A 22,138-nucleotide genomic window follows, 5' to 3' on the forward strand; every position below is an offset into this window, starting at 1 on the left:
TCTTCGTAGGAGCTGAGCTTGCTCGCGAAGGCGGCCTGACAGCCGACCAATCTCCACCTGAACACACCCAATCAAACTGTAGGAGTGAGCCTGCTCGCGATGGGGCCAATGCATCCAACCACTCCCTACCTGAATGCCTCCAACCCAAACTGTAGGAGCTGCCGAAGGCTGCGATCTTTTGATCTTGTTTTATGAAAACAACATCAAAAGATCGCAGCCTTCGGCAGCTCCTACAGGGGGCGCGTCATAGCTGATAACTAAAACTGATGCTGTAACGCGTCCGCCGATTGAAAGTATCCAGCGCTTCATCCGACATTGCCTTCGCCGCTTCCAGCGCGATGTTGTAGTACTTGGCATCGCCAAACCGTAATCCCAATGCCGCCGAGGACAAGCTGTTCGCCTGCACCGGCAGTTGATTGAACCAGCTGCGCGAGCGATCCAGCACCACGTACGGTTGCAGTATCCGCACCCAGCTTCCTTCGCGGTTGTAGCTGTAGTTGACCTCGTACGCCACGCCCCATCCCTTGTCGCCGGACGCTTGGTCATCGGGATAGCCGCGACCGAAATTCTGTCCGCCAAATACCGCGCGTTCGCTGTCGGGCACGCTGTCGTCGCTCCAGTACAGGGCGGCCGAGAGTACGCCTTGCCAGTTGTCGAAGAATTTGTCGCTCTGCACCCCGGACAGTCGTGCGCGGAAGAAGTCGAGGTCGATGGCGCTGTTGTTGGTTTTTGCGCCCATGCTGTCGAGCCCCTGGTAGAGGCCGGCGCTGAGGATGCGCAGTTGTTTGGCATCGGCTTTGCGCCAGTCGCCTTCGAAGGCGAGGGCGCGGATGTCGGTGCGTTCTTCGACGCTCAGTGGGTAGCCGACGACGTTGTAGCGGGTTTTGTCGTTGACGGCGTAGAGGCGCGAGCCGGCGGTGAGCAGTTCGTTGGAGGCGGCGATCAGGGGAACGGTGAAGCCGATCGAGTAGCGATCGTTTTCGCGGTGCGGTTTGAGTTCCAGGCCGTTGTCCAGTCGCAGGTTGGTGCCGGGGTCGGCGCGGTAGCGTGAGGCGGACAGGGCCAGTTGTGTGCCCTCGGATCCGAGGAATTGGCTGTAGTCGGCGCGGTAGTAATGTTCGTCATCGTCACCTGGCGGGAACAGGCCGCTGAGGGTCAGTTGTTCACCCATCGAGGTTTGCGAATTGCTGCTGACACCGAGCAATGCTTGAGTGCCGTTGCGGTTGTCTTCGGTGGTGCTGAGTGTGCTGGTGAACGGCTTGCGACTGGCCTGGGCGATCAGGGTGGTGGCGCCGTCGGTGGTGCCCGGTGGCGGCACTTGCGCCTGGATGGTGACGCCGGGGATGCGTGTCATCAGCGTGGTGTAGCGTTCGAAAGTCTTGCGGGTCAGCGGGCGTTCGGCCTGGATTTTGGTGATGAATTTATCCAGCAGACCTCTGACGCGGCCGACGTCGCCTTCGACTTGTACGTCGCGTACGTAACCTTCCACCAACACCACCCGCGCCACGCCGTCGTCGAATTTCTGTTGCGGCAGGAACGCGTAGGACAACAGGTAGCCGTCCTGTTGATAACGGCGGGTGATGTTGCGCGTGGCTTCGATCAGGTCGGCGAGGCTGGTTTCGCGGCCGATCAGGGGCTTGTAGTTTTCCGCCAGTTCGGTGAGCGGGTAGATCGTGCCGCCTTCGATCTGCACGGTCTTCAGGTTGATCTTGGTACTCATCATCAACGGCTGCGCGGCGGCAGCGCCGGGATCCGGGACTTGCACGGGCGCGGCGTTCGGGCGATAGGCATCGGCCGGCAGATTGGGCACGGGCAGGTTGCGGATGGTTTCGTTGGAGTTGAGGAAGGTCGGCAGGGTGTCGGCGAGGGCAGTGGAACTGAGGCTGAGGAACAGCAAAGACGCCATTACGCGCATAGGACACTCCGTGGTCATCACAGCACCGGGCTGATTTTTCCTAAGAAAAAAGCGGAAGACTCGTAGGAATCTTCCGCCCTCAACCAAGCGTAGGCGCTGTAGGTGAGGCCGTCGAATCGGCCAGGTGCAATTTAGCGTTTGTTGCCGCCCAGGGCGCCGGTCAGACCGCCGAGTACGCCGCCCAGACCACCACCGGTGGCGGTGCCGCCAGCGCCGGAAGCGGTGCTGGTGACTGTGTTGAGCACGCCGCCAACGGTGCCGCCGACTGCGTTGACCGTATTGCCGACGGTGGCGCCGACATTGCTGACCAGTGAGGTGACCGGGTTGGTCGCGCCACTACCTCCGCCCGCAGCGCCGGTGTTGACCAGACCGCCGACGGCAGCAACGGTGGTACCCACGGTGCCGACAGTGCCACCGACTGCAGTGATGACTGGGTTGGTTGTAGCGCTGGCGATACCGCCACCGAGATTACTGACCGCACCACCTACTTGTGCGGTGAGGCTCGAAACCGGACTGCCGAGGCCGGTGGCCGCGCCGACGTTTTGCGTCAGGCTGGTGACGGCTGCCGTGACCGGAGCAATACCTGCGCTGACGGTGTTGGTGACGGTTGCCAAAGCTGCAGTCGGTGCGGTGATGGGTGTGCCCGAACCACCCAGAGCGGTGTTGAGCGAGGCGACGGTATTACCAGCCGAGACCACAGTGCCGCCCGGTGCTGCCAGCGTACTGTTGCCGGTGCTCAAGCCACTGCCGACATTGGCCACCGCGCCGCCGACGGTTTGCAGCAGGCCTGTGCCGGCGAGGGCGCCGCCGATGCCGCCGAGTCCGCCACCGATGCCGCCGGAATCGCCTCCACCGGTGCCGCTGGAGACCAGACCTCCGGCCTTGCCAACGGCGGTGCCGACATTGCTCAGCACGCCGCCGACGGTGTTAGTGACGGGGTTGCCATTACCGGTGGCAGTCACTTTGCTGCCGAGGCCGTTCACGGTCGCGCCGAGTTGTTGGGTCAGCCCATTGAGTGGCGAGCCGAGACCCGTGGCGCCGCCGATTTTGGTGGTGGTGCTTTCAACCATCGCGATTACCGGCACCAGTTTCTGACTGACCTGGGTAGTGAGGCCACCGAGAGGCCCGGTGGTGGTCGCGATGCTTAGCGTGTCACCGATCATGGTGACTTTTTCGCCGACGCCATCCAGCAAAGGAGCGACTTTGGTGACGACACCGCCAACGACGGGAACACTGCTGGTTGCCGTAGCCAGTTTGCCGCTGACATCGGACACGCCGTTACCGAGATCTGTCACTACACCGCCCACCGACGAAGCAGTCACCCCCACGCCATTCGGCGTACTGGCCAGTTTGCCGATGCCGTTGCCCAAGCCGTCACCCAAGGTGCTGACGACATTGCCGGTGGTGTTGGCAACGCTTTGCACAACGCCACCCACCACAGGAACGGTGCTCAGGGAATCGCCGACCTGGCCAACGCCGCTGCCGACGCCGCTGACGGTAGTGCCGACATCTTTCACCAATGTCGTGGTCACCAGAGTAGGGACGGTGGGATTGGTCGGGTTGGTTGGATCCGTCGGGTTGGTCGGGTTGGTTGGATTGGTCGGATCAGTGCCGCCACCGGTTCCGCCTGTGCCTCCAGTCCCTCCAGTGCCACCGGTACCGCCCGTGCCACCGGTTCCCGCGGTGCCGCCATCGGTGCCTCCGGTACCACCCGTGCCGCCAGTTCCCGCGGTACCGCCACCGGTACCGCCCGTGCCGCCCGTGCCACCGGTTCCTGCGGTGCCGCCATCGGTTCCACCGGTACCGCCCGTACCACCGGTGCCCGCAGTGCCGCCATCGGTACCACCCGTTCCGCCCGTACCACCGGTTCCATCGGTACCGCCTGTGCCGCCAGTTCCCGCAGTATCTCCGCTACCACCGGCGCCACCCGCAGCGCTGTCGCTGGCCGGCGCAGAACTGCCGGAGCTGCTGTGATGGCCGCCACCGCCGCTGCTGCAACCGGCGAGACCGAGAGAGAGAACCACTGCCAAAGCGATTGCAGATTTTGACCAGACTTGAGTTTTCATGATCGAGATTCCTTGCACCTGTCACAACGTTCGTTGCCTTCGATGACTCGCCGATTCATGTCGCCGGCAATGTCCTCGCCCGTTGCTGCAATCTCAGTCCAGGCGCGGGTTCTCGCCATTCTCAAGTTGGTATTAACGCCTTTATATAGAGGGCCGTTTGCAGCGCCTAAGGACTAATACCGAGGTGATAAACGCGCAAAAAAAAGCCTTGAAAATCAAGGCTTGGATTTTTTCATTGGAAGGGAGGGGAGGCGGGAAAACTTAAGTGATATATACACAATTAACAGGTCAAATTTCCCCGTTTCCGGGATCGACACAATCCTCTGTGCCACGTCACCACGAGGGTTCTGCGTTTATTACGCGATCGGTTGCCACAGGCCAACCATATGCTCCAGATCTTCCGCACCCACCAATCGCAACTCACCACTCGACCCCGCAGCACTCGCCAGCAACGTCACCTCGCTCGGCAGTCGCACCGGCTTGCGAAAGTGCACAGTGATTTCCAGATTGGCCTTGGGCAAATGATCGGCCAGTGCCGCCAATGTCCGTGCCTTGTTCCACAAACCATGAGCAATGGCCGTAGGAAAACCAAACAGCTTGGCACTCGCGGCGCTCAAGTGAATCGGGTTGTAGTCACCGGAAACCTTGGCGTACTGCCGTCCGATATCTGCCGGCGCTTTCCAGCGCGCCACTTCGCTTAACGCTTGCGCAGGCTCCCAGTGCTGTTCCACCGGTTCGCCGTCGAGTTTCACCCCGCGACAAAGCATCTGGCTTTCCGCTTCCCACAACGGCCCTAGTTGATCGTCCAGTGTGGTCAGCAGATCAAACGTTGCGCCCTTGGGGTGCGGCTGCAAGTTGTGCACACGCACGCTGACCTGCGCGCGACTGATCCCGCCCATTGGCCGCAACACGCGAATGCGATTGCTCAAATGAATCAGCCCCAGCAGCGGAAACGGAAACTCTTTTGCCGTGAGCAATTGCATCTGCAACGCGAACGCAAGGATGTGTGGATAAGTCGGCGGCAACAGCCCGTCATCGGCAAAGCCGCAGACCTTGCGATAGTCCGCCAGGCGCTTGCCATCGACATCGACCCAACAGCGCAAACCGCTGTCGGGCAGGGTGGTGCCGGTGATTTTGCGTCGCGTCGCGGCCCGTGCGTAAAGCCCCGGCAGGCTCGGTTCGCGATCCAGCGTGTGCCATTCGATGCTCATGCCTTAAGCCCCCAAAACACTTTGCCCACAAACCCGCAACGCCTGACCGGTGAACGCGCCGGTACCCGGTTGCGCCAGCCACGCCACGGCTTCGGCGACGTCTTGCGGCAAGCCGCCCTGGCCCAGCGAACTCATGCGCCGCCCGGCTTCACGCAGACCAAACGGGATGTGCGCGGTCATCTGTGTTTCGATAAAACCCGGAGCGACCGCGTTGATGCTGATGCCACGCTCCAGCAACGTCGGCGCCCACGCTTGGGCCAGACCGATCAAACCGGCCTTGCTCGCGGCGTAGTTGGTTTGCCCGCGGTTGCCGGCGATGCCGCTGATCGAGGCGAGCAGAATCACTCGCGCATTGTCGTGCAGCGTGCCGTTGTCGAGCAGCGCTTTGGTCAGTACTTGCGGCGCGTTGAGATTGACCGCGAGCACCGCGTCCCAGAATTCCGGGGTCATGTTGGCCAGGGTTTTATCGCGGGTGATGCCGGCGTTATGCACCAGAATGTCGAGGCCGTCCGGCAGGTGTTCGGTCAACTGTGTAGCGGCGTCTTCGGCGCAGATATCGAGGGTGATCGCGCGGCCACCGAGGCGTGCGGCGAGGGCTTCGAGATCGGTTTTCGCTGGCGGCACGTCGAGCAGAATCACTTCGGCCCCATCGCGGGCGAGGGTCTCAGCGATCGATGCGCCGATACCGCGTGCCGCACCGGTGACCAGCGCTTTGCGACCGGCCAGCGGACGCGTCCAGTCAGTGACTTGTGTGGCGCACGCAGTCAGGCGAATCACTTGTCCGGAGACAAATGCGCTTTTCGGCGAAAGGAAAAACCGCAGCGGGCCTTCCAGTTGATCCTCGGCACCTTCGCCGACATAGATCAGCTGCAACGTGCCGCCGCTGCGCAGTTCTTTGGCCAGCGAACGCGAAAAACCTTCGAGCGCGCGTTGTGCACTGGAAGCGAACGGATCGCTGAGGGTTTCCGGGGCGCGGCCCAGAATCACCAAGTGCGCGCTGCTCTCAAGATTTTTCATCAGCGGCTGGAAGAATTCACGCAGTTGCTTGAGCTGGTCGGTGTGCTGCAATTCGCTGGCGTCGAACACCACCGCTTTGAGTTTCGGGCCATGGCCGGGAATCCATTCAGTGGCGGTCGCCGGTTGTTCGCCGTAGCGGTAAATGCTTTCGGTCAGACGGTTGGCGAACGTGCTGACGCGTTCGGCCAGCGGCCCGCCACCGATCAGCAGCGCACCTTCCACCGGCCGCAGGCGCCCAGCCTGCCAGCGCTCCAGTCGCACCGGCGACGGCAGGCCCAGCGCCCCGACCAGACGATGGCCGAAGGACGAGTTGGCGAAGTCGATATAGCGGTCAGACATGGAACGCTCTCCAAAAGTTGGGGTTCAAAGTGTGGACTACCGATGGCAATCAATCGTTCGATCCACGCAATAGGGCCTACGCTAGAACACTGAGGTTTAGCAGGTCTGGCAGATAAATGCGGAAACTGTGGGAGCGAGCTTGCTCGCGAAAGCGTCCGGTCAGCCCCTGCACATAGTGAATGTGCCGGACTCTTCGCGAGCAAGCTCGCTCCCACAGGAACAGCATCAAATTCGATAATGTGGAAAAGGAGTTATTCATGAGTCAGCTGCGCCGCGTCGCGATCATTGGCGGTAACCGTATCCCTTTCGCCCGTTCCAACGGGCCGTACGCCACGGCCAGCAATCAGGTGATGCTCACCGCCGCGCTCGAAGGCCTGATCGAACGCTACAACCTCCACGGCCTGCGCATCGGCGAAGTGGTGGCGGGTGCGGTGCTTAAATTGTCACGGGATATGAACCTGACCCGCGAATGCGTCCTCGGCTCGCGATTGTCACCAACCACCCCCGCCTACGATATCCAGCAAGCCTGCGGCACCGGTTTGGAAGCCGCATTGCTGGTCGCCAACAAAATCGCCCTCGGCCAAATCGATTGTGGTATTGCCGGTGGCGTCGACACCACGTCGGACGCGCCGATCAGCGTCAGCGAAGGCCTGCGCAAAATCCTCCTGCAAGCCAACCGCGCGAAAACCACCGGCGACAAACTGAAAACCTTTCTACAACTGCGGCCCCAACACCTGATCCCGGAATTCCCGCGCAACGGCGAACCGCGCACCGGCCTGTCGATGGGCCAACACTGCGAACTGATGGCGCAGACCTGGAATATTCCGCGTGAAGAGCAGGATCAACTGGCCCTCGAAAGTCACCAGAAACTGGCGGCGTCCTACAGCGAAGGCTGGCACAACGATCTGATGACACCGTTCCTCGGCCTGACCCGCGACAACAATCTGCGCCCGGATCTGACCCTGGAAAAACTCGCCACGCTGAAACCCGCGTTCGAGAAAAGCGCCAAAGGCACGCTGACGGCAGGCAACTCCACGCCACTCACCGATGGCGCCTCGGTGGTGCTGCTGGGTAGTGAAGAATGGGCGAAGGAGCGCGGCTTGCCGATCCTTGCCTATCTGCGCGATGGTGAAGCGGCGGCGGTGGATTTCGTCAACGGTGCCGAGGGCCTGTTGATGGCGCCGGTGTACGCGGTGCCACGTTTGCTGGCGCGCAACGGGCTGAGCTTGCAGGATTTTGATTACTACGAAATTCATGAAGCGTTTGCGGCGCAGGTGTTGTGTACGCTCAAGGCTTGGGAGGATCCCGAGTATTGCAAATCCCGGTTGGGGCTGGATGCGCCGTTGGGGTCGATTGATCGTAGCCGGCTGAATGTGAAGGGCAGTTCGCTGGCAGCGGGGCATCCGTTTGCGGCAACCGGTGGGCGCATCGTCGCCAACCTGGCCAAACTGCTGGAGGCGGCGGGTAAGGGGCGCGGTCTGATTTCGATTTGTGCCGCTGGCGGGCAAGGCGTCACCGCCATTATCGAACGCTGACCACAGTCCCTTGTAGGAGTGAGCCTGCTCGCGATGACGGCGGTAAAATCGACATCATCGTTGCCTGATGTACTGCTATCGCGAGCAGGCTCACTTCTACAGGGAGCGCTCTGCATGTCAGATTTTGTCGCAAATGCCCTCGACGGCCGATACCAACAAGTGACACAGGCTCGGCTATGATTCGCAACGGTCGATTTTTTCGGCACAGTGTGTGCATTCACAGGTTCACAGGTCGGCAACCCCTCCCCGTACTGCGAGGATTGCCGTATAACGAGTGACATTCGCGTGTTTGGTAATAAAGGACCCACAATAAAAGCTGATGAAGACTCCAAAACGCATTGAACCGCTGATCGAAGACGGTCTGGTTGACGAGGTGCTGCGACCACTCATGAGTGGTAAAGAAGCAGCTGTTTATGTGGTGCGCTGCGGCAACGAGTTACGTTGCGCCAAGGTCTACAAGGAGGCAAACAAACGTAGTTTCCGCCAGGCAGCCGAGTATCAGGAAGGCCGCAAGGTGCGTAACAGCCGTCAGGCGCGCGCGATGGCCAAGGGCTCGAAATTCGGTCGCAAAGAGACCGAAGACGCCTGGCAGAACGCCGAAGTGGCGGCACTGTTCCGTCTGGCTGGCGCCGGTGTGCGCGTGCCCAAGCCGTTCGATTTCCTCGAAGGCGTGCTGCTGATGGAACTGGTGGCCGATGAATACGGCGATGCGGCGCCGCGTCTTAATGACGTGGTACTGGAAGCCGATCAGGCCCGTGAATATCACGCGTTCCTGATTTCGCAGATCGTGCTGATGTTGTGTACCGGTCTGGTGCACGGTGACCTTTCCGAGTTCAACGTGCTGCTGACACCGACCGGCCCGGTGATCATCGACCTGCCACAAGCGGTCGATGCTGCCGGCAACAACCACGCGTTCAGCATGCTTGAACGTGACGTTGGCAACATGGCTTCGTACTTCGGTCGCTTTGCGCCGGAGTTGAAGAAGACCAAGTACGCGAAAGAAATGTGGGCGCTGTACGAAGCCGGCACCTTGCACCCGAACAGTGTGCTGACCGGTGAGTTCGACGAGCCGGAAGAGCTGGCCGATGTCGGCGGGGTTATCCGCGAGATCGAAGCGGCGCGGCTTGATGAAGAGCGCAAGCAAGCGATCCGTGCGGCGGATGACGAGCCTAAAGGCAAATCAGAAGAACCACCGCCACCCCCGTGGATGCAGTGATCGTTTGAACAGAAACCCGGCTTCGGCCGGGTTTTTTGTCTTCAGCACACCACCAATCCCTTGTAGGAGCTGCCGAAGGCTGCGATCTTTTGATCTTGGCGATCGATCAGAACAGGATCAAAAGATCGCAGCCTTCGGCAGCTCCTACAAGGATCGTATGTGAGTACCCAACGCAACACCCAACTGATCATCACCGCCCGGCTCATCTCCGATTTCGGCGCATTCCTCAACATGGTCGCGCTGGCCACCTACGTCTACCTGCTCAGCAACAGCGCCATGAGCGTCGGCATCTTCCTCGCCAGTCGCGTCGGCGGCGGGATTTTTGCCAGCCTCATCGGCACTGCGGTTTACCGGCGCTGGAGCGGTCGCGCGCCGCTGATTGCCTTCGACCTGTTGCGCGCCAGCGTGCTCGGTTTGCTATTGATCGTGCCGGTCAGCCAGCAGGCCTTGTTGTTGCCGGTGATAGCTTTCGGCCTCGGCTTGGGCAATTCGATGTTCGCCATCGGCCTCAACAGTCAGCTGCCGCGTTTGATCCCCGCCAACCAACTGCTCAAAGCGAACGCCTGGATCACCTCTGCCTCATCAGCAGCGATGGTCGGCGGTAGTCTCGTATCGGGTTTGCTGGTAGCTGCATTCGGATTTGAAACGGTATTCGCCCTGAATGCCGTGACCTATCTGCTCGCGGCGCTGTTGATCGTACCGTTGCGCTTCAACGCGCCGACGGACAACGAGGAACCCGAACGCGGTGAATGGTCAGCGCTCAAGCACGGCTTGCGCAGTGCGCCGGTGATTGCCGCGATGCTCGCGGTGACGATGGCCGACACCTTGGGCAGCGCCGCGCACAACGTCGGTTTTCCGATCATCTCGAAACTGCTCACGCCCGATTCGGCGAGTACCACGTTGGGCCTGATGCTCGCTGTGTGGGCCAGCGGCAAACTGCTCGGCGCGCGCATCGCCAGTCGCCTCAAAGGCTCGGACAATATCCATCTGGAGCGGCGGTTTTTCTTCGGTGTGGCGCTGATGTCTTGCGGCTTCATTCTGATGTTCCAGCAGCACAGCCTCTACGGATTGCTGCTGTTTTCATTGCCGGCAGGGCTGGGCGATGGCTTTTCCGAAGTCGGCCTGATGTCCCGTCTGCAACGCGAGCCCGAGCACTTGCGCCTGCCAATTTTCAGCGTGCTGACCCTGCTGCAAATGACCGGTTTCGGCATCGGCATGCTCATCGCTGCGCCGTTCTACGCGTGGTGGACGCCGGGTGCCGTGGTCATGTTGTTCCACGGCATTCCGCTTTGCACATTGCTCACGGTGAAACTGTTGGCGCTCAAGCGCGCGCGGGCTGCACGCAGCAGCCCGACGCCAGTTCCTTGAGGATCGGGCAGTCGGGGCGATGGTCGCCATTGCAGTGTTCGACCAGGTCTTGCAGGGTGTCGCGCAACTCGCCGAGTTCGCGGATCTTCTGATTCAGCTCGTCGATGTGCTGACGCGCCAACGCCTTCACATCGGCGCTGGCACGTTGGCGATCCTGCCAGAGCGTCAGCAGTTTGCCGACCTCTTCCAGTGAAAAGCCTAAGTCCCGCGAGCGCTTGATAAACGCCAGGGTGTGCAGGTCGTCGTCGCCGTAGACCCGGTAACCGCTGTCGGTGCGATGCGCCGCTTTGAGCAGGCCGATCGATTCGTAATAGCGGATCATTTTCGCGCTCAGGCCACTGTGTTTGGCCGCTTGACCGATGTTCATCGGTGCTCCTCCAGATCCTTGGGTTTCCAGGTTTTCAACAGTAGCGCATTGCTCACCACGCTGACGCTCGACAGCGCCATCGCCGCCCCGGCCAATACCGGATTGAGGAAGCCGAACGCCGCCAGCGGAATGCCGATCAGGTTGTAGACGAAGGCCCAGAACAGGTTCTGACGAATTTTCGCGTAGGTCTTGCGGCTGATTTCCAGCGCCGCCGGCACCAGCCGTGGATCGCCGCGCATCAGGGTGATGCCCGCCGCGTGCATGGCGACGTCAGTGCCACCGCCCATGGCGATGCCGATGTCGGCAGCGGCGAGGGCCGGGGCGTCGTTGATGCCGTCGCCAACCATGGCGACCACGCCGGTTTTTTTCAGCTCGGCGACGGTCGCGGCTTTGTCGGCGGGCAGCACTTCGGCGTGAACATTGCTGATGCCCAGCGCTTCGGCGACCACGCGAGCGCTGCCACGGTTGTCGCCGGTCAACAAATGGCTGTGGATATCTCGTGCGGCGAGTTGTTGAACGGCTTCCAGTGCGCCGGGTTTCAAGGTGTCACCGAAGGCGAACAAACCGAGCACTTTCGGCTCCGGACTTTGTTCGATCAACCATGACAACGTGCGACCTTCGGCTTCCCAGACTTGGGCAGATTCGCGCAGGTTGCCGGCGCTCAAACCACTTTCGTCGAGCATGCGCCGATTGCCCAAGGCCAGACGTCGGCCATCGAGATTACCGGCGATGCCGCGACCGGTCAGCGACTGGCTGTCGCTGACATCCGGCACCTGCAGATTGCGTTCAGCAGCGGCGTCGAGCACCGCTTTGGCCAACGGGTGTTCACTGCCGCGTTGCAACGCACCGGCCAGTGTCAGCAGCGTATTTTCGTCGCCATCCACCGCACTGAGGTGGGCGATGCGCGGCGTTCCGGAGGTCAGCGTGCCGGTCTTGTCGAACACCACGCTGCTGACTTCATGGGCACGTTCCAGCGCTTCGGCGTCCTTGATCAGAATGCCATGACGCGCGGCGACACCGGTGCCGGCCATGATCGCCGTCGGGGTGGCGAGACCAAGGGCGCAAGGGCAAGCGATAACCAGAACAGCGACCGCATTGATCAGCGCGGTTTCCAGCGGCGCGCCGTACAGCCACCAGCCAATCAACGTGGCCAAGGCGATCAGCAACACGGTCGGCACGAAAATCTGACTGACCTTATCCACCAGTTTCTGGATCGGTGCTTTCGCCGCTTGAGCATCCTCGACCAGACGAATGATCCGCGCCAGCACAGTCTCGGCACCGAGCGCCTGAGTGCGCACCAACAAGCGACCTTCACCGTTGATTGCGCCGCCGGTGACTTTGTCGCCCGGTTGTTTCGGCACGGGCAGGCTTTCACCGCTGATCAACGCTTCGTCGGCGTGGCTCTGGCCTTCGATGACTTCGCCATCGACCGGGAAGCGTTCGCCGGGTTTGACCAGCACCAGATCATTGAGGCGCAGGGCGCTGATGGCGACGTCTTGTTCGCGGCCGTCGAGCACTTGAATCGCCCGTTCCGGCCGCAAGGCTTCGAGGGCGCGGATGGCGCTGGCGGTCTGGCGTTTGGCGCGGCTCTCGAGGTATTTGCCGAGCAGCACCAAGGCGATGACCACCGCCGACGCTTCGAAATACAGATGCGGCATGCGCCCGGCAGCGGTCGCCCATTCGTAGAGACTCAAACCGTAACCGGCGCTGGTGCCGAGGGCGACGAGCAAGTCCATGTTGCCGGCGCCCGCGCGCACGGCTTTCCACGCAGCCACGTAAAACCGTGCACCGAAGATAAATTGCACCGGCGTGGCGAGGGCGAATTGCGCCCAGGCCGGCAGCATCCAGTGAATGCCGAACGGTTGCAGCAACATCGGCGCCACCAACGGCAAGGCGAGGGCGATCGCGCAGATCAGCGACCAGCGTTCGTGCTTCAGCTTCTGCTGTTGGCTATCGGTTTGCGGGTGTTCGGCTTGCCAGACGCTGGCCGAGTAGCCGGCCTTGCTGACGGCGTCGAGCAGCGTCTGTGAGTCGACGTGACCGAGCAATTCGAGGTGCGCACGTTCGTTGGCCAGGTTGACGCTGACGCCTTTCACGCCGGGGACTTTGTTCAGGGCGCGCTCGACGCGACCGACGCAGGAAGCGCAGGTCATGCCTTCGATATTCAGTTCGAGAGTTTGCTGCGGGACGCTGTAACCGGCGCGCTCGACCGCTTCCATCAAAGCCGCAAGGCTGTCGCCCGGCGCCTGCACACGGGCCTGCTCGGTGGCGAGGTTGACGCTGACGGCACTGGCGCCGCTGACTTTGCTCAAAGCCCGCTCGACACGCCCGGCGCAACTCGCGCAGGTCATGCCGGCAATCGGCAGATCGAAAGTGATGGAATCGGACATCGGTCGTACTCCCTGTAGTAGATGCCTACAAGGATCAACCTTGCCATGCGGGCAAGGTCAAGCGCCAATCTTCCTACCGTGATCATTCCCACGCTCCGCGTGGGAATGCCTCCTGTGACGCTCTGCGTCACGCATCGGGACGCGGAGCGTCCATGGCTGCATTCCCACGCGGAGCGTGGGAACGATCACGCGCATAAATCAGTATTCGAGATCGGCGCGTTTCAGGTAGACGCCTTCGGAATTCATCGCCAAGCGATACTTCAGCACATCCCCGGCACGCAGTTTGATCTCCTGCGAACCCGGCGCAAGCATGCCCGGATTGCAACCGGCGACTTGCCCCGGGAGCAACTTCAAGCGCAGCGACACGGTGCCCGGCGGCAGGTTGAAGGAAATACTTTGCTCCTGCAGCAGCCGCGCCGAGAGCTGATCCTGGATATACACGCCAATCTCGCAGGAGGTCGACACTTCCAGACGCTCGCGGGAGATGATCAGCACCGCGTAATCCTCCCCGGCGGCTTGCACTTGAGGGACGGCGGCAAAGAGGCTGAGCAAGCCAAACAGGCTGAAAGCTGACCAGCGCATGGCTGAATCTCCTGAATTTAAGTCATTGATGCACGCAGCTTGGCCGAGCGCGACGCCGATTGCCAGCCCGGCAGATGATTGCAGAACTTGACCTTGCCATCGTGGCAAGCTCGACACTGCCGGCAACCTCACTCAAAGGAGTCATTCCATGCAAGTGTTCAACGTTCAAGGCATGTCCTGCGGTCACTGCGTCAAAGCCATCACCAACGCCGTGCAGGCCAAAGATCCGGCCGCCAGCGTGCGCGTCGATCTGGCGGCGAAAGAAGTGGGCGTTGAAAGTGCGCTGAGTGCCGAGCAGGTGATCGAGGTCATCAGCGAAGAGGGCTACGCCGTCAAACTCGCCTAGAAACAAAAAGATCGCAGCCTGCGGCAGCTCCTACATTGGAATGCGTTCCCTGTAGGAGCTGCCGAAGGCTGCGATCTTTTGCCGTTTTTATAGTTAGCGAGCTATCGGAATGTTCAAGGCGTCCAGCCGCAGCTAGACTGTCGGGCTGCCGACTTGCCTGACTGGATGCCTGATGAACTTCCGTACCATTTTGATTCTCGGTGCCTTGACCGCCTTCGGGCCCTTGGCGATCGACTTTTATTTACCTGCATTTCCCGCGATGGCGCTGGCGTTCGCCACCGACGAGAAGCACGTGCAGATGACCCTGGCCGCCTATTTCGCCGGTTTGTCCCTCGGCCAGTTGGCCTACGGCCCGGTGGCGGATCGCTTTGGTCGGCGCATTCCGCTGCTCGTCGGGCTGACCCTGTTTACCCTCGCTTCACTGGCCTGCGCCTACGCGCCGAACCTCGAATGGCTGATCGGCGCGCGCTTCGTGCAGGCGTTGGGCGGCTGTGCGGGCATGGTGATTTCCCGCGCCGTGGTCAGCGACAAATGCGACGCCGTCGGCTCGGCCAAGGTGTTTTCGCAGCTGATGCTGGTGATGGGGCTGGCACCGATTCTGGCGCCAATGCTCGGCGGTTTGCTGGTCAACACCACCGGCTGGCAGTCGATCTTCCTGGTGCTGACCGGTTTCAGCGCCCTGGCCGGCCTCGCGGTCGCGCTCGGTCTGCCGGAAAGCATGCCAGCGAGCATGCCGCGCCAACCGTTGTCCGGTGCCTTTCGCCAGTACGCACGCCTGCTGAGTGATCGCGTTTACCTCGGCCACGCGCTGACCGGCGGCATCGCCATCGCCGGGATGTTTGCCTACATCGCCGGTTCGCCGTTTATCTTTATCAAACTGTATGGCGTGCCCGCCGAGCATTTCGGCTGGCTGTTCGGCACCAACGCGGCGGGGTTCATTCTGGTAGCGCAGGTCAACGCGCGGCTATTGGCCAAGCGTGGCCCGGCATTCCTGCTGGCGCGTGCAGTCTGGGTTTATCTGGCAGCGGGCCTGACGTTATTGGCGGTCAGCGCCTTGCACACCGAATCGTTGTGGCCGCTGCTAATTCCATTGTTTATCTGCGTGTCGAGCCTCGGCTGCATCAGCCCCAACGCCGCCGCTTGCGCGATGAACGGGCAGGGCGGGCGCGCCGGCAGTGCGTCGGCGTTGCTCGGTTGCATGCAATTCAGCGTCGCCGCCGGGGCTTCGGCTCTGGTCGGTGTGTTGCACGACGGCACCGCCGTGCCGATGGCGATTGTCATCAGCGTTTGCGGTTTGCTGGTGGTGTGCGTCGCGATGCTCACCCGACGTTTGCAAAACGCCCGGGCGCTGGCGCAGGCTCAAGCCGAGGTCTGAAACACTCAGCCGGCGGCGCGCTGCTGGCTGCGGTCGGGAATCTGATGGGGCGCGAATATTCGCGCTTCGAGGGTGCGGGTGAAGGCCAAGGCTTCGGCTTCACTGCGGAATGTCACGGCGTGCTGGTCGAGACGAACCTGCCATTGAGACTTTGCCACTTCTTTTATCAGGATCTTCATCGCTGACCTCCTTTGCGTAAAAGATGTACCGCAGAGGCTTCGATTGTAGTCCTGAATACCATCGCAATTGTGACAAGGGTCAGCCATCTGACTGACGGCAAAGATCGCAGCCTGCGGCCGCTCCTACACGGCCGCGCCCACTCCACCATGGCTCTACACCCCTGTAGGAGCTGCCGAAGGCTCGGGCCGCGATCGGACGATCTTTTGACTTTAGAAACTTTCTAAAACAATTTTCCCCTTGGCCTTACCGCTTTCCAGCAACTCATGCGCCCGACGCAGATTGGCCGCATTAATCACACCGAAGTGCTCACCCACCGTGGTCTTCAACGTCCCCGCATCAATCAGCTCAGCCACACGATTGAGCAGCTTGTGCTGCTCGATCATGTCCGGCGTTTCGAACAGCGAGCGGGTGTACATGAACTCCCAGTGCAGCGACAGGCTCTTGCGCTTGAGCTTGCTCACGTCGAGCGACTTCGGATCGTCAATCAGCGCCAGCTTGCCTTGCGGCGCCAGTGCCTCGACCAATTGATCCAGATGCTGATCGGTCTGGGTCAGGCTGGCGACGTGAGTGACGTTGTCGATCCCGGCGCGTTTCAGTTCTTCGCTCAACGGCTTGCTGTGATCGATCACCAGATCGGCGCCCAGTTCTTTCACCCAATCGCTGGTCTGCTGGCGAGAAGCAGTGCCGATCACTTTCAGACCGGTGAGTTGCTTGGCCAACTGAGTGAGAATCGAACCGACACCGCCGGCCGCGCCAACGATCAGCAGGCTCTGGCCTTCATCGGTTTTGCCTTCGCGGATTTGCAGACGTTCGAAGAGCAATTCCCACGCGGTGATCGCGGTCAGCGGCAACGCAGCGGCTTCGGCGAAACCGAGGGATTTCGGCATATGGCCGACGATGCGCTCATCTACTGTGTGCAGTTCACTGTTGCCGCCAGCCCGAGCAATCGAACCGGCGTAGAAAACCTTGTCGCCAGCCTTGAACAGCGTCACGTCGCTGCCGACAGCCTTGACCACACCGGCGACGTCCCAGCCCAACACTTTCGCCGCGCCGTGTTCCGGCGCCACGTTCTGTCGCACTTTGGTGTCGACCGGGTTGACCGAGATGGCTTTGACTTCAACCAGCAGGTCGCGCGGGCCGGCGACAGGTTCTGGCAGTTCGATGTCTTGCAGGGACTTGGCGTCGCTGATCGGCAGGGACGCGTAATAGGCGATGGCTTTCATGAGTGGCTCCATACAGGTAATAAAAGAAGGAATCAGGCAATCGCGCCGAGGCGCTTGAGCTCGAAGTGTTCGATGGTCTGCCCGGCCGTGGCCTGAAAATTCTGGAAATGCGCGCTGGCGTTGTGCGTCTGGAGGATTTCCTCGCTGGCCCAATGTTCGATCACATAAAAAACCTGTGGGTCGGCGAGATCGCGGTGCAAGTCGTACTGGCTGCAACCGTCCTCGGCGCGGCTCGGTTCAACCAAGGCGCGCAGGGCCTGTTCGAGGGCGTCCTGCTGGCCGGGTTTGGCGATCAGGGTAGCGATGGCGGTGAATGGCTGGGACATGCGCGGCTCCAGAGAAGCGGGATGAATTCGATGAGCGGATGATTAGCTATTTCTCTGCGGGATAAAACCGGCTAAAACAGCAGTCTCTTTCAATATTTTTTTGATAATCGAGGCTGAGGATGCTGCGTTTCGATGACTTGCAGTTGTTTGTCCGGGCGGCGGATCTGGGCAGCCTGTCGGCGGCGGCGCGGGTGATGGACATGTCCGCCGCTGTGGCGAGCGCGGCGTTGAAGCGCATCGAACAGCAACTCGGCGCGCGTCTGCTGGCGCGTTCGACCCGCAGTTTGCGCCTGACCGCCGAGGGCGAGGGTTTTCTCGAATACGCGCGGGCGGCGTTGAGCAATCTCGATGAAGGGCGGCGCTTGCTGGCCAGCGGGCAGGATCAGGTCAGCGGGATCTTGCAGCTATCGGCACCCTCGGATTTCGGCCGCAACCTGTTGCTGCCGTGGCTTGATGAGTTCCAGCGCGAGCATCCGAAACTGACCGTGCGCTTGCTGCTTGGTGATCGCATCGCCGACCTGTTCCGTCAACCCGTGGACATCGCCTTGCGCTATGGCGAGCCGGAAGATTCCAGTCTGGTGGCCATGCCGATCGCCCCGCACAACCGTCGCGTACTCTGCGCCTCCCCGGCGTACCTGGCCCGACACGGCGAACCGCGTCAGCTTGAACAACTGGCGCAACACAATTGCCTGCTGTACATGCTCGGCAGCCGGGTTCACGACCACTGGAGTTTTCACGACGGCAAGCGCGAAGTCGGGCTGACGGTCAGCGGCGACCGTTTCAGTGACGACGCCGATGTCGTGCGCCTGTGGGCGGTGGCTGGCGCAGGCATCGCCTACAAATCCTGGCTCGACGTCGGCGCCGATGTCCTCGCCGGACGCCTCAAAGTGCTGCTTCCGGAGCTGTTATGTGAGCGCGCTCCGCTGAATTTGTTGTGCGCCCATCGCGCTCAATTGAGTAAGCCAGTGAACCTTCTGAGGGAAATGCTCGCCAGCCGATGCGCTGAATTGAGTAGTCAATTTCCCGCTTTCTCGAAAGTTGATCATTAGTCGCAGGTAAATAGAGAAATTTCTCTCAGCAACAATCACCACCCGTGCAGGCCCCGGCGCGGGACGCAGCCTGTAACCCGCTTATACTAGCGGCCGCCTCATGCCGTACCGACACCCCGATCCACAGACCTTCACCGCCCGTCGCCGGGAACGGGTGACGGGCGCGCAACGGCGACTGATTCAGTGCCCAGGCAGATTGCGTCAGTGGCCAGCATGGCCCCGGTACATGGCGTATTTCGCGTCTTGGCCGACGACTCATTAGTGGTCAAGATGTCTGCGAGCAGTAGACGATACGATTCAACAGGGAGTGAATATATGGAACATGCACCTTGCATCAGCCAGATCGCCACGTTGCTGGCTGACCCCAAGCGCAGTGCGATGATGTGGGCCTTGATGGATGGCTCGGCGCGGCAAACCGAAGAGCTGGCGTTGCTGGCGGGGTTATCGCCGTCCTCGGCCAGCGCTCATCTGGCGCGACTCTCCACTGGCGGCCTGTTGAAAGTCGAAGTGCGTGGGCGCAAGCGCTTTTTCCGTCTGTCGGCGCCCGAGGTCGGCGCGGCAATCGAAGCCCTGGCCAGCGCCACCATCGCCAGCGCACCGCGCGACATTCCCGCCGTGTTCAAACGCGCAACGCCGATTGCCAAACCGCAGACGGCGCCGTCGTCACTGCTGCGCGCACGTTTCTGCGACGACCACCTCGGCGGCACGCTCGCTGCCGATTTATATCAACGTTTGCTCGATGCCGGCTGGATCGAGCAGATCGAACAGCGCGTGGTGGTCACGCACAAAGGTTCGACACAACTGGCCAAGCGCGGGGTGTTCATTCAGGCGCTGGCCCATCGCAACGTGCAAGTCGCCTGCGCCTGCCCGGACTGGAGCGAAAGGCGTCCGCACATGGGCGGCACCCTCGGCGCGGCGCTGTTGCAGTTGTTCATGCAATCCGGCTGGCTGACCTTGCCCCACGACTCCCGCGCCTTGCAATTGACCGCCACCGGGCAGCGCGAAATCCATCGCTTCGCCAGGGAGACCGAGCTGGAAATGGCGTTGTAGAGCAGTCGCCGCGTCGCCCACGGCTGCGAACAGGTCGCATCCAGCACGAACGCCTGAACGCGATCGCGCACACTCGATCCGGGGACTTTTCGGATGGGGGGAGGCGGCATGGACACTCGACACTTCAGTGCGGCAGAGCGGCTGGAACGCCTGCCGATCAGCGGTTATCACCGGATCATTTTCATCATCATTGCCTTGGCGTTTTTCTTCGATTCGATGGATCTGGCGATGATGACGTTTCTGCTCGGCTCGATTAAGGCCGAGTTCGGACTGAGCAGTGCGCAGGCCGGGTTACTCGCCAGTTCGAGCTTTTTCGGCATGGTGCTGGGCGCGTCGCTGTCGGGCATGCTCGCCGACCGTTTCGGGCGTAAACCGGTGTTCCAGTGGAGCATCGTCTTATGGGGCGTGGCCAGTTATCTGTGCTCGACGGCGCAAACGGTCGAGGCGCTGACGTTGTTCCGCATCCTGTTGGGAATCGGCATGGGCATGGAGTTTCCTATCGCGCAGTCGATGCTCTCCGAGCTGATTCCGGCACAGCGGCGCGGGCGTTATATCGCATTGATGGACGGTTTCTGGCCACTGGGTTTTGTTGCGGCGGGCGTGCTCTCGTACTTCCTGCTGCCGCTGATTGGCTGGCGCGACATCTTTCTGGTGTTGGCGATACCGGCGGTGTTTGTGTTGGCCATTCGTTTTTTCATTCCTGAATCACCGCGCTGGCTGGAGCAGGCTGGGCATGATGAAGCGGCGGACAAGGTGTTGAACGGCATCGAAGCGCGGGTGCGATCCTCTCTCGGCGGTGCGGCGCTGCCGGAACCGATTCGCTTGCCGCGCACCGTGACGCTGCCGGGCAACTTTTTTTCGGCGCTCAAACAGATCTGGTCGCCGCATTATCGCCAGCGCACGACGATGATCTGGAGTCTGTGGTTTTTCGCCCTGCTGGGGTTTTATGGACTGACGTCGTGGTTGAGTGCTTTGCTGCAGCAGTCGGGTTTTGCCGTGACGCAGTCGGTGTATTACACGGTGCTGATTTCGTTGGGCGGGATTCCCGGGTTTCTGATGGCGGCGTGGCTGGTCGAGCGCTGGGGGCGTAAACCGGTGTGCATCGTTACGCTGCTCGGCGGCGGGGTGATGGCGTTTCTGTATGGGCAGAGCGCGGTGTTCGGCGGCAACGTGGCGCTGCTGATCAGCACCGGGTTGTTGATGCAGTTTTTCCTGTTCGGTATGTGGGCGGTGCTCTACACCTACACGCCGGAGTTGTATCCGACTTCGGCGCGCGCGACGGGCTCGGGGTTTGCCTCGGCGATTGGCCGCGTGGGCTCGCTGCTCGGGCCGTTGGTGACCGGGTTGGTGTTCCCGATTACCGGGCAGGGCGGGGTGTTTGCGCTGGGCGCGGCGTGCTTCGCGATTGCGGCGGGGGTGGTGTGGTTGTTCGGGATGGAGACGCGGGGCAAGACCCTCGAAGAGCTGACTGAAGCCCAAATCCCAGGCTAAACAAAGAACCCACTGTGGGAGCGAGCCTGCTCGCGAAAGCGGAGTGTCATTAAACGAAAATGTTAACTGACACTCCGCTTTCGCGAGCAGGCTCGCTCCCACATGGGTGCTTTGGTGTTGCTTACGGTTTTACCAGGCGCGCATCCAGGCTGTTCTGCGCCAGGCGCTTGGCCTGATCTTGGGTCATGCCCAAATGCTCATGCAGCGCATGGAAGTTCTCGGTCACGTAACCACCGAAATACGCCGGGTCATCGGAGTTCACCGTGACCTTCACGCCACGCTCGAGCATGTCGAGAATGTTGTGCTGCGACATGTGATCAAACACGCAAAGCTTGGTGTTCGACAACGGGCACACGGTCAGCGGGATCTGCTCGTCGATGATCCGCTGCATCAGTCGCTCGTCTTCGATGGCGCGTACGCCGTGGTCGATGCGCTGGATTTTCAGCAGGTCGATGGCTTCCCAGATGTACTCCGGCGGGCCTTCTTCGCCAGCGTGGGCAACGGTCAGGAAGCCTTCGTGACGGGCACGATCGAACACGCGCTGGAACTTGCTCGGCGGGTGGCCCATCTCGGAACTGTCGAGGCCGACAGCGACAAACGCATCACGGAACGGCAGCGCCTGGTCGAGGGTTTTCTCTGCTTCTTCTTCGCTGAGGTGGCGCAGGAAGCTGAGGATCAGACCGCTGGTGATGCCCAGTTGCTGCTCGCCATCCTTCAATGCCGCGGCGATGCCGTTGAGCACCACCTCGAATGGAATGCCCCGGTCGGTGTGAGTCTGCGGGTCGAAGAACGGTTCGGTGTGAATCACGTTCTGCGCCTTGCAGCGCAACAGGTACGCCCAGGTCAGGTCGTAGAAATCCTGCGAAGTGCGCAGCACGTCGGCGCCCTGGTAATACAGGTCGAGGAATTCCTGCAGGTTGTTGAAGGCGTAAGCCTTGCGCAGGGTTTCCACGTCATTCCACGGCAGGGCGATCTTGTTGCGTTCGGCCAGGGCGAACAGCAGCTCGGGCTCCAGCGAGCCTTCCAGGTGCAGGTGCAGTTCAGCCTTGGGCAAGGCGTTGAGCCAGTCGTACATATTCTTTTCTCATCAGG

Annotated in this window: 19 protein-coding genes; 8 read left to right on the forward strand and 11 right to left on the reverse strand. The window is 61.3% G+C overall.

The features are described 5' to 3' along the window. Window positions 1-244: 244 nt before the first annotated feature. From ACIP66_RS15140 to ACIP66_RS15155, 4 genes are all read right to left on the reverse strand, one after another. A complete protein-coding gene (locus ACIP66_RS15140; RefSeq protein WP_400648969.1) occupies window positions 245-1,915 on the reverse strand; it encodes a ShlB/FhaC/HecB family hemolysin secretion/activation protein in 1,671 nt (556 codons plus the stop codon). Window positions 1,916-2,046: 131 nt separating this feature from the next. Then, window positions 2,047-3,981, reverse strand: a complete 1,935-nt coding sequence (locus ACIP66_RS15145) for a collagen-like triple helix repeat-containing protein (protein WP_400648971.1) — start codon at window positions 3,979-3,981, stop codon at window positions 2,047-2,049. 356 nt (window positions 3,982-4,337) lie between these two features. Continuing rightward, window positions 4,338-5,192 (reverse strand): MaoC family dehydratase, encoded by an 855-nt coding sequence (locus ACIP66_RS15150; RefSeq protein ID WP_400648973.1) that lies wholly within the window; start codon window positions 5,190-5,192, stop codon window positions 4,338-4,340. 3 nt (window positions 5,193-5,195) lie between these two features. After that, window positions 5,196-6,548 (reverse strand): 3-oxoacyl-ACP reductase, encoded by a 1,353-nt coding sequence (locus ACIP66_RS15155; protein ID WP_400648974.1) that lies wholly within the window; start codon window positions 6,546-6,548, stop codon window positions 5,196-5,198. A 257-nt stretch (window positions 6,549-6,805) separates the two neighbouring features. On the opposite strand from ACIP66_RS15155, the gene ACIP66_RS15160 reads away from it, so the two are divergent. The 3 genes from ACIP66_RS15160 (at window position 6,806) to ACIP66_RS15170 (ending at window position 10,667) form a co-directional block, all read left to right on the forward strand. Further along, window positions 6,806-8,083 carry an acetyl-CoA C-acetyltransferase gene (locus ACIP66_RS15160; RefSeq protein WP_282356473.1) on the forward strand — a complete coding sequence of 426 codons (1,278 nt, stop codon included), beginning with the start codon at window positions 6,806-6,808 and terminating at the stop codon, window positions 8,081-8,083. Window positions 8,084-8,402: 319 nt separating this feature from the next. Next, window positions 8,403-9,299, forward strand: a complete 897-nt coding sequence (locus ACIP66_RS15165; protein ID WP_053116938.1) for a PA4780 family RIO1-like protein kinase — start codon at window positions 8,403-8,405, stop codon at window positions 9,297-9,299. Window positions 9,300-9,458: 159 nt separating this feature from the next. Further along, complete coding sequence (locus ACIP66_RS15170; protein WP_400648976.1) at window positions 9,459-10,667, forward strand: MFS transporter; 1,209 nt, start codon at window positions 9,459-9,461, stop codon at window positions 10,665-10,667. Here the strand turns inward: ACIP66_RS15170 and cueR are convergent. The 3 genes from cueR to ACIP66_RS15185 all read right to left on the reverse strand — a co-directional run bounded on the left by cueR (window position 10,621) and on the right by ACIP66_RS15185 (window position 14,006). Further along, window positions 10,621-11,034: a Cu(I)-responsive transcriptional regulator gene (cueR, locus tag ACIP66_RS15175; RefSeq protein ID WP_150731320.1), complete on the reverse strand. Its 414-nt coding sequence runs from the start codon at window positions 11,032-11,034 to the stop codon at window positions 10,621-10,623. The two genes, ACIP66_RS15170 and cueR, sit on opposite strands and share 47 nt — an antisense overlap. Then, a complete protein-coding gene (gene cueA, locus ACIP66_RS15180; protein ID WP_400648978.1) occupies window positions 11,031-13,424 on the reverse strand; it encodes a copper resistance metal-translocating P1-type ATPase CueA in 2,394 nt (797 codons plus the stop codon). Before cueA ends, cueR begins: the two co-directional genes overlap by 4 nt. Window positions 13,425-13,622: 198 nt before the next feature. Then, a complete protein-coding gene (locus ACIP66_RS15185; RefSeq protein WP_053116942.1) occupies window positions 13,623-14,006 on the reverse strand; it encodes a hypothetical protein in 384 nt (127 codons plus the stop codon). Window positions 14,007-14,154: 148 nt separating this feature from the next. On the opposite strand from ACIP66_RS15185, the gene ACIP66_RS15190 reads away from it, so the two are divergent. Together ACIP66_RS15190 and ACIP66_RS15195 are read left to right on the forward strand one after the other, a co-directional pair. Beyond that, window positions 14,155-14,352, forward strand: coding sequence for a cation transporter (locus ACIP66_RS15190; RefSeq protein WP_025111719.1), 198 nt, complete (start codon window positions 14,155-14,157; stop codon window positions 14,350-14,352). A gap of 172 nt (window positions 14,353-14,524) precedes the next feature. Further along, window positions 14,525-15,727: a multidrug effflux MFS transporter gene (locus ACIP66_RS15195; protein ID WP_053116943.1), complete on the forward strand. Its 1,203-nt coding sequence runs from the start codon at window positions 14,525-14,527 to the stop codon at window positions 15,725-15,727. Between the two features lie 5 nt (window positions 15,728-15,732). Here the strand turns inward: ACIP66_RS15195 and ACIP66_RS15200 are convergent, their stop codons facing one another. From ACIP66_RS15200 to ACIP66_RS15210, 3 genes are all read right to left on the reverse strand, one after another. Next, window positions 15,733-15,906, reverse strand: a complete 174-nt coding sequence (locus tag ACIP66_RS15200; protein ID WP_172680068.1) for a hypothetical protein — start codon at window positions 15,904-15,906, stop codon at window positions 15,733-15,735. Window positions 15,907-16,116: 210 nt separating this feature from the next. Continuing rightward, window positions 16,117-17,130 (reverse strand): zinc-binding alcohol dehydrogenase family protein, encoded by a 1,014-nt coding sequence (locus tag ACIP66_RS15205; RefSeq protein ID WP_400648980.1) that lies wholly within the window; start codon window positions 17,128-17,130, stop codon window positions 16,117-16,119. Window positions 17,131-17,162: 32 nt separating this feature from the next. Beyond that, on the reverse strand, window positions 17,163-17,456 hold the full coding sequence (locus ACIP66_RS15210; RefSeq protein ID WP_212546363.1) for a putative quinol monooxygenase: 294 nt from the start codon (window positions 17,454-17,456) through the stop codon (window positions 17,163-17,165). 119 nt (window positions 17,457-17,575) lie between these two features. Between ACIP66_RS15210 and ACIP66_RS15215 the strand changes: the two genes are divergently transcribed. The 3 genes from ACIP66_RS15215 to ACIP66_RS15225 all read left to right on the forward strand — a co-directional run bounded on the left by ACIP66_RS15215 (window position 17,576) and on the right by ACIP66_RS15225 (window position 21,046). Beyond that, a complete protein-coding gene (locus tag ACIP66_RS15215; RefSeq protein ID WP_053116946.1) occupies window positions 17,576-18,505 on the forward strand; it encodes a LysR family transcriptional regulator in 930 nt (309 codons plus the stop codon). A 315-nt stretch (window positions 18,506-18,820) separates the two neighbouring features. Then, window positions 18,821-19,555, forward strand: a complete 735-nt coding sequence (locus tag ACIP66_RS15220) for a helix-turn-helix transcriptional regulator (protein ID WP_053116947.1) — start codon at window positions 18,821-18,823, stop codon at window positions 19,553-19,555. A 108-nt stretch (window positions 19,556-19,663) separates the two neighbouring features. Beyond that, complete coding sequence (locus tag ACIP66_RS15225) at window positions 19,664-21,046, forward strand: MFS transporter (RefSeq protein WP_400648982.1); 1,383 nt, start codon at window positions 19,664-19,666, stop codon at window positions 21,044-21,046. 121 nt (window positions 21,047-21,167) lie between these two features. Here the strand turns inward: ACIP66_RS15225 and ACIP66_RS15230 are convergent, their stop codons facing one another. Next, the gene (locus tag ACIP66_RS15230; RefSeq protein ID WP_400648983.1) at window positions 21,168-22,121 is read right to left on the reverse strand and encodes an adenosine deaminase; all 954 of its coding nucleotides are present in this window, start codon (window positions 22,119-22,121) and stop codon (window positions 21,168-21,170) included. Window positions 22,122-22,138 lie beyond the last annotated feature (17 nt).

The organism is Pseudomonas sp. NPDC088429 (genome assembly GCF_044753305.1).
In the GTDB taxonomy this organism is placed as follows: Bacteria; Pseudomonadota; Gammaproteobacteria; order Pseudomonadales; family Pseudomonadaceae; genus Aquipseudomonas; species Aquipseudomonas rustica.

Coding starts and splice junctions, on each gene's coding strand:
- ACIP66_RS15220 (WP_053116947.1), top strand. CDS start 18,821: ATGGAACATGCACCTTGCATCAGCCAGATCGCCACGTTGCTGGCTGAC.
- ACIP66_RS15225 (WP_400648982.1), top strand. CDS start 19,664: ATGGACACTCGACACTTCAGTGCGGCAGAGCGGCTGGAACGCCTGCCG.
- ACIP66_RS15185 (WP_053116942.1), bottom strand. CDS start 14,006: ATGCGCTGGTCAGCTTTCAGCCTGTTTGGCTTGCTCAGCCTCTTTGCC.
- ACIP66_RS15150 (WP_400648973.1), bottom strand. CDS start 5,192: ATGAGCATCGAATGGCACACGCTGGATCGCGAACCGAGCCTGCCGGGG.
- ACIP66_RS15165 (WP_053116938.1), top strand. CDS start 8,403: ATGAAGACTCCAAAACGCATTGAACCGCTGATCGAAGACGGTCTGGTT.
- ACIP66_RS15230 (WP_400648983.1), bottom strand. CDS start 22,121: ATGTACGACTGGCTCAACGCCTTGCCCAAGGCTGAACTGCACCTGCAC.
- ACIP66_RS15190 (WP_025111719.1), top strand. CDS start 14,155: ATGCAAGTGTTCAACGTTCAAGGCATGTCCTGCGGTCACTGCGTCAAA.
- ACIP66_RS15210 (WP_212546363.1), bottom strand. CDS start 17,456: ATGTCCCAGCCATTCACCGCCATCGCTACCCTGATCGCCAAACCCGGC.
- ACIP66_RS15160 (WP_282356473.1), top strand. CDS start 6,806: ATGAGTCAGCTGCGCCGCGTCGCGATCATTGGCGGTAACCGTATCCCT.
- cueA (WP_400648978.1), bottom strand. CDS start 13,424: ATGTCCGATTCCATCACTTTCGATCTGCCGATTGCCGGCATGACCTGC.
- cueR (WP_150731320.1), bottom strand. CDS start 11,034: ATGAACATCGGTCAAGCGGCCAAACACAGTGGCCTGAGCGCGAAAATG.
- ACIP66_RS15145 (WP_400648971.1), bottom strand. CDS start 3,981: ATGAAAACTCAAGTCTGGTCAAAATCTGCAATCGCTTTGGCAGTGGTT.
- ACIP66_RS15140 (WP_400648969.1), bottom strand. CDS start 1,915: ATGCGCGTAATGGCGTCTTTGCTGTTCCTCAGCCTCAGTTCCACTGCC.
- ACIP66_RS15205 (WP_400648980.1), bottom strand. CDS start 17,130: ATGAAAGCCATCGCCTATTACGCGTCCCTGCCGATCAGCGACGCCAAG.
- ACIP66_RS15200 (WP_172680068.1), bottom strand. CDS start 15,906: ATGAAGATCCTGATAAAAGAAGTGGCAAAGTCTCAATGGCAGGTTCGT.
- ACIP66_RS15195 (WP_053116943.1), top strand. CDS start 14,525: ATGAACTTCCGTACCATTTTGATTCTCGGTGCCTTGACCGCCTTCGGG.
- ACIP66_RS15215 (WP_053116946.1), top strand. CDS start 17,576: ATGCTGCGTTTCGATGACTTGCAGTTGTTTGTCCGGGCGGCGGATCTG.
- ACIP66_RS15155 (WP_400648974.1), bottom strand. CDS start 6,548: ATGTCTGACCGCTATATCGACTTCGCCAACTCGTCCTTCGGCCATCGT.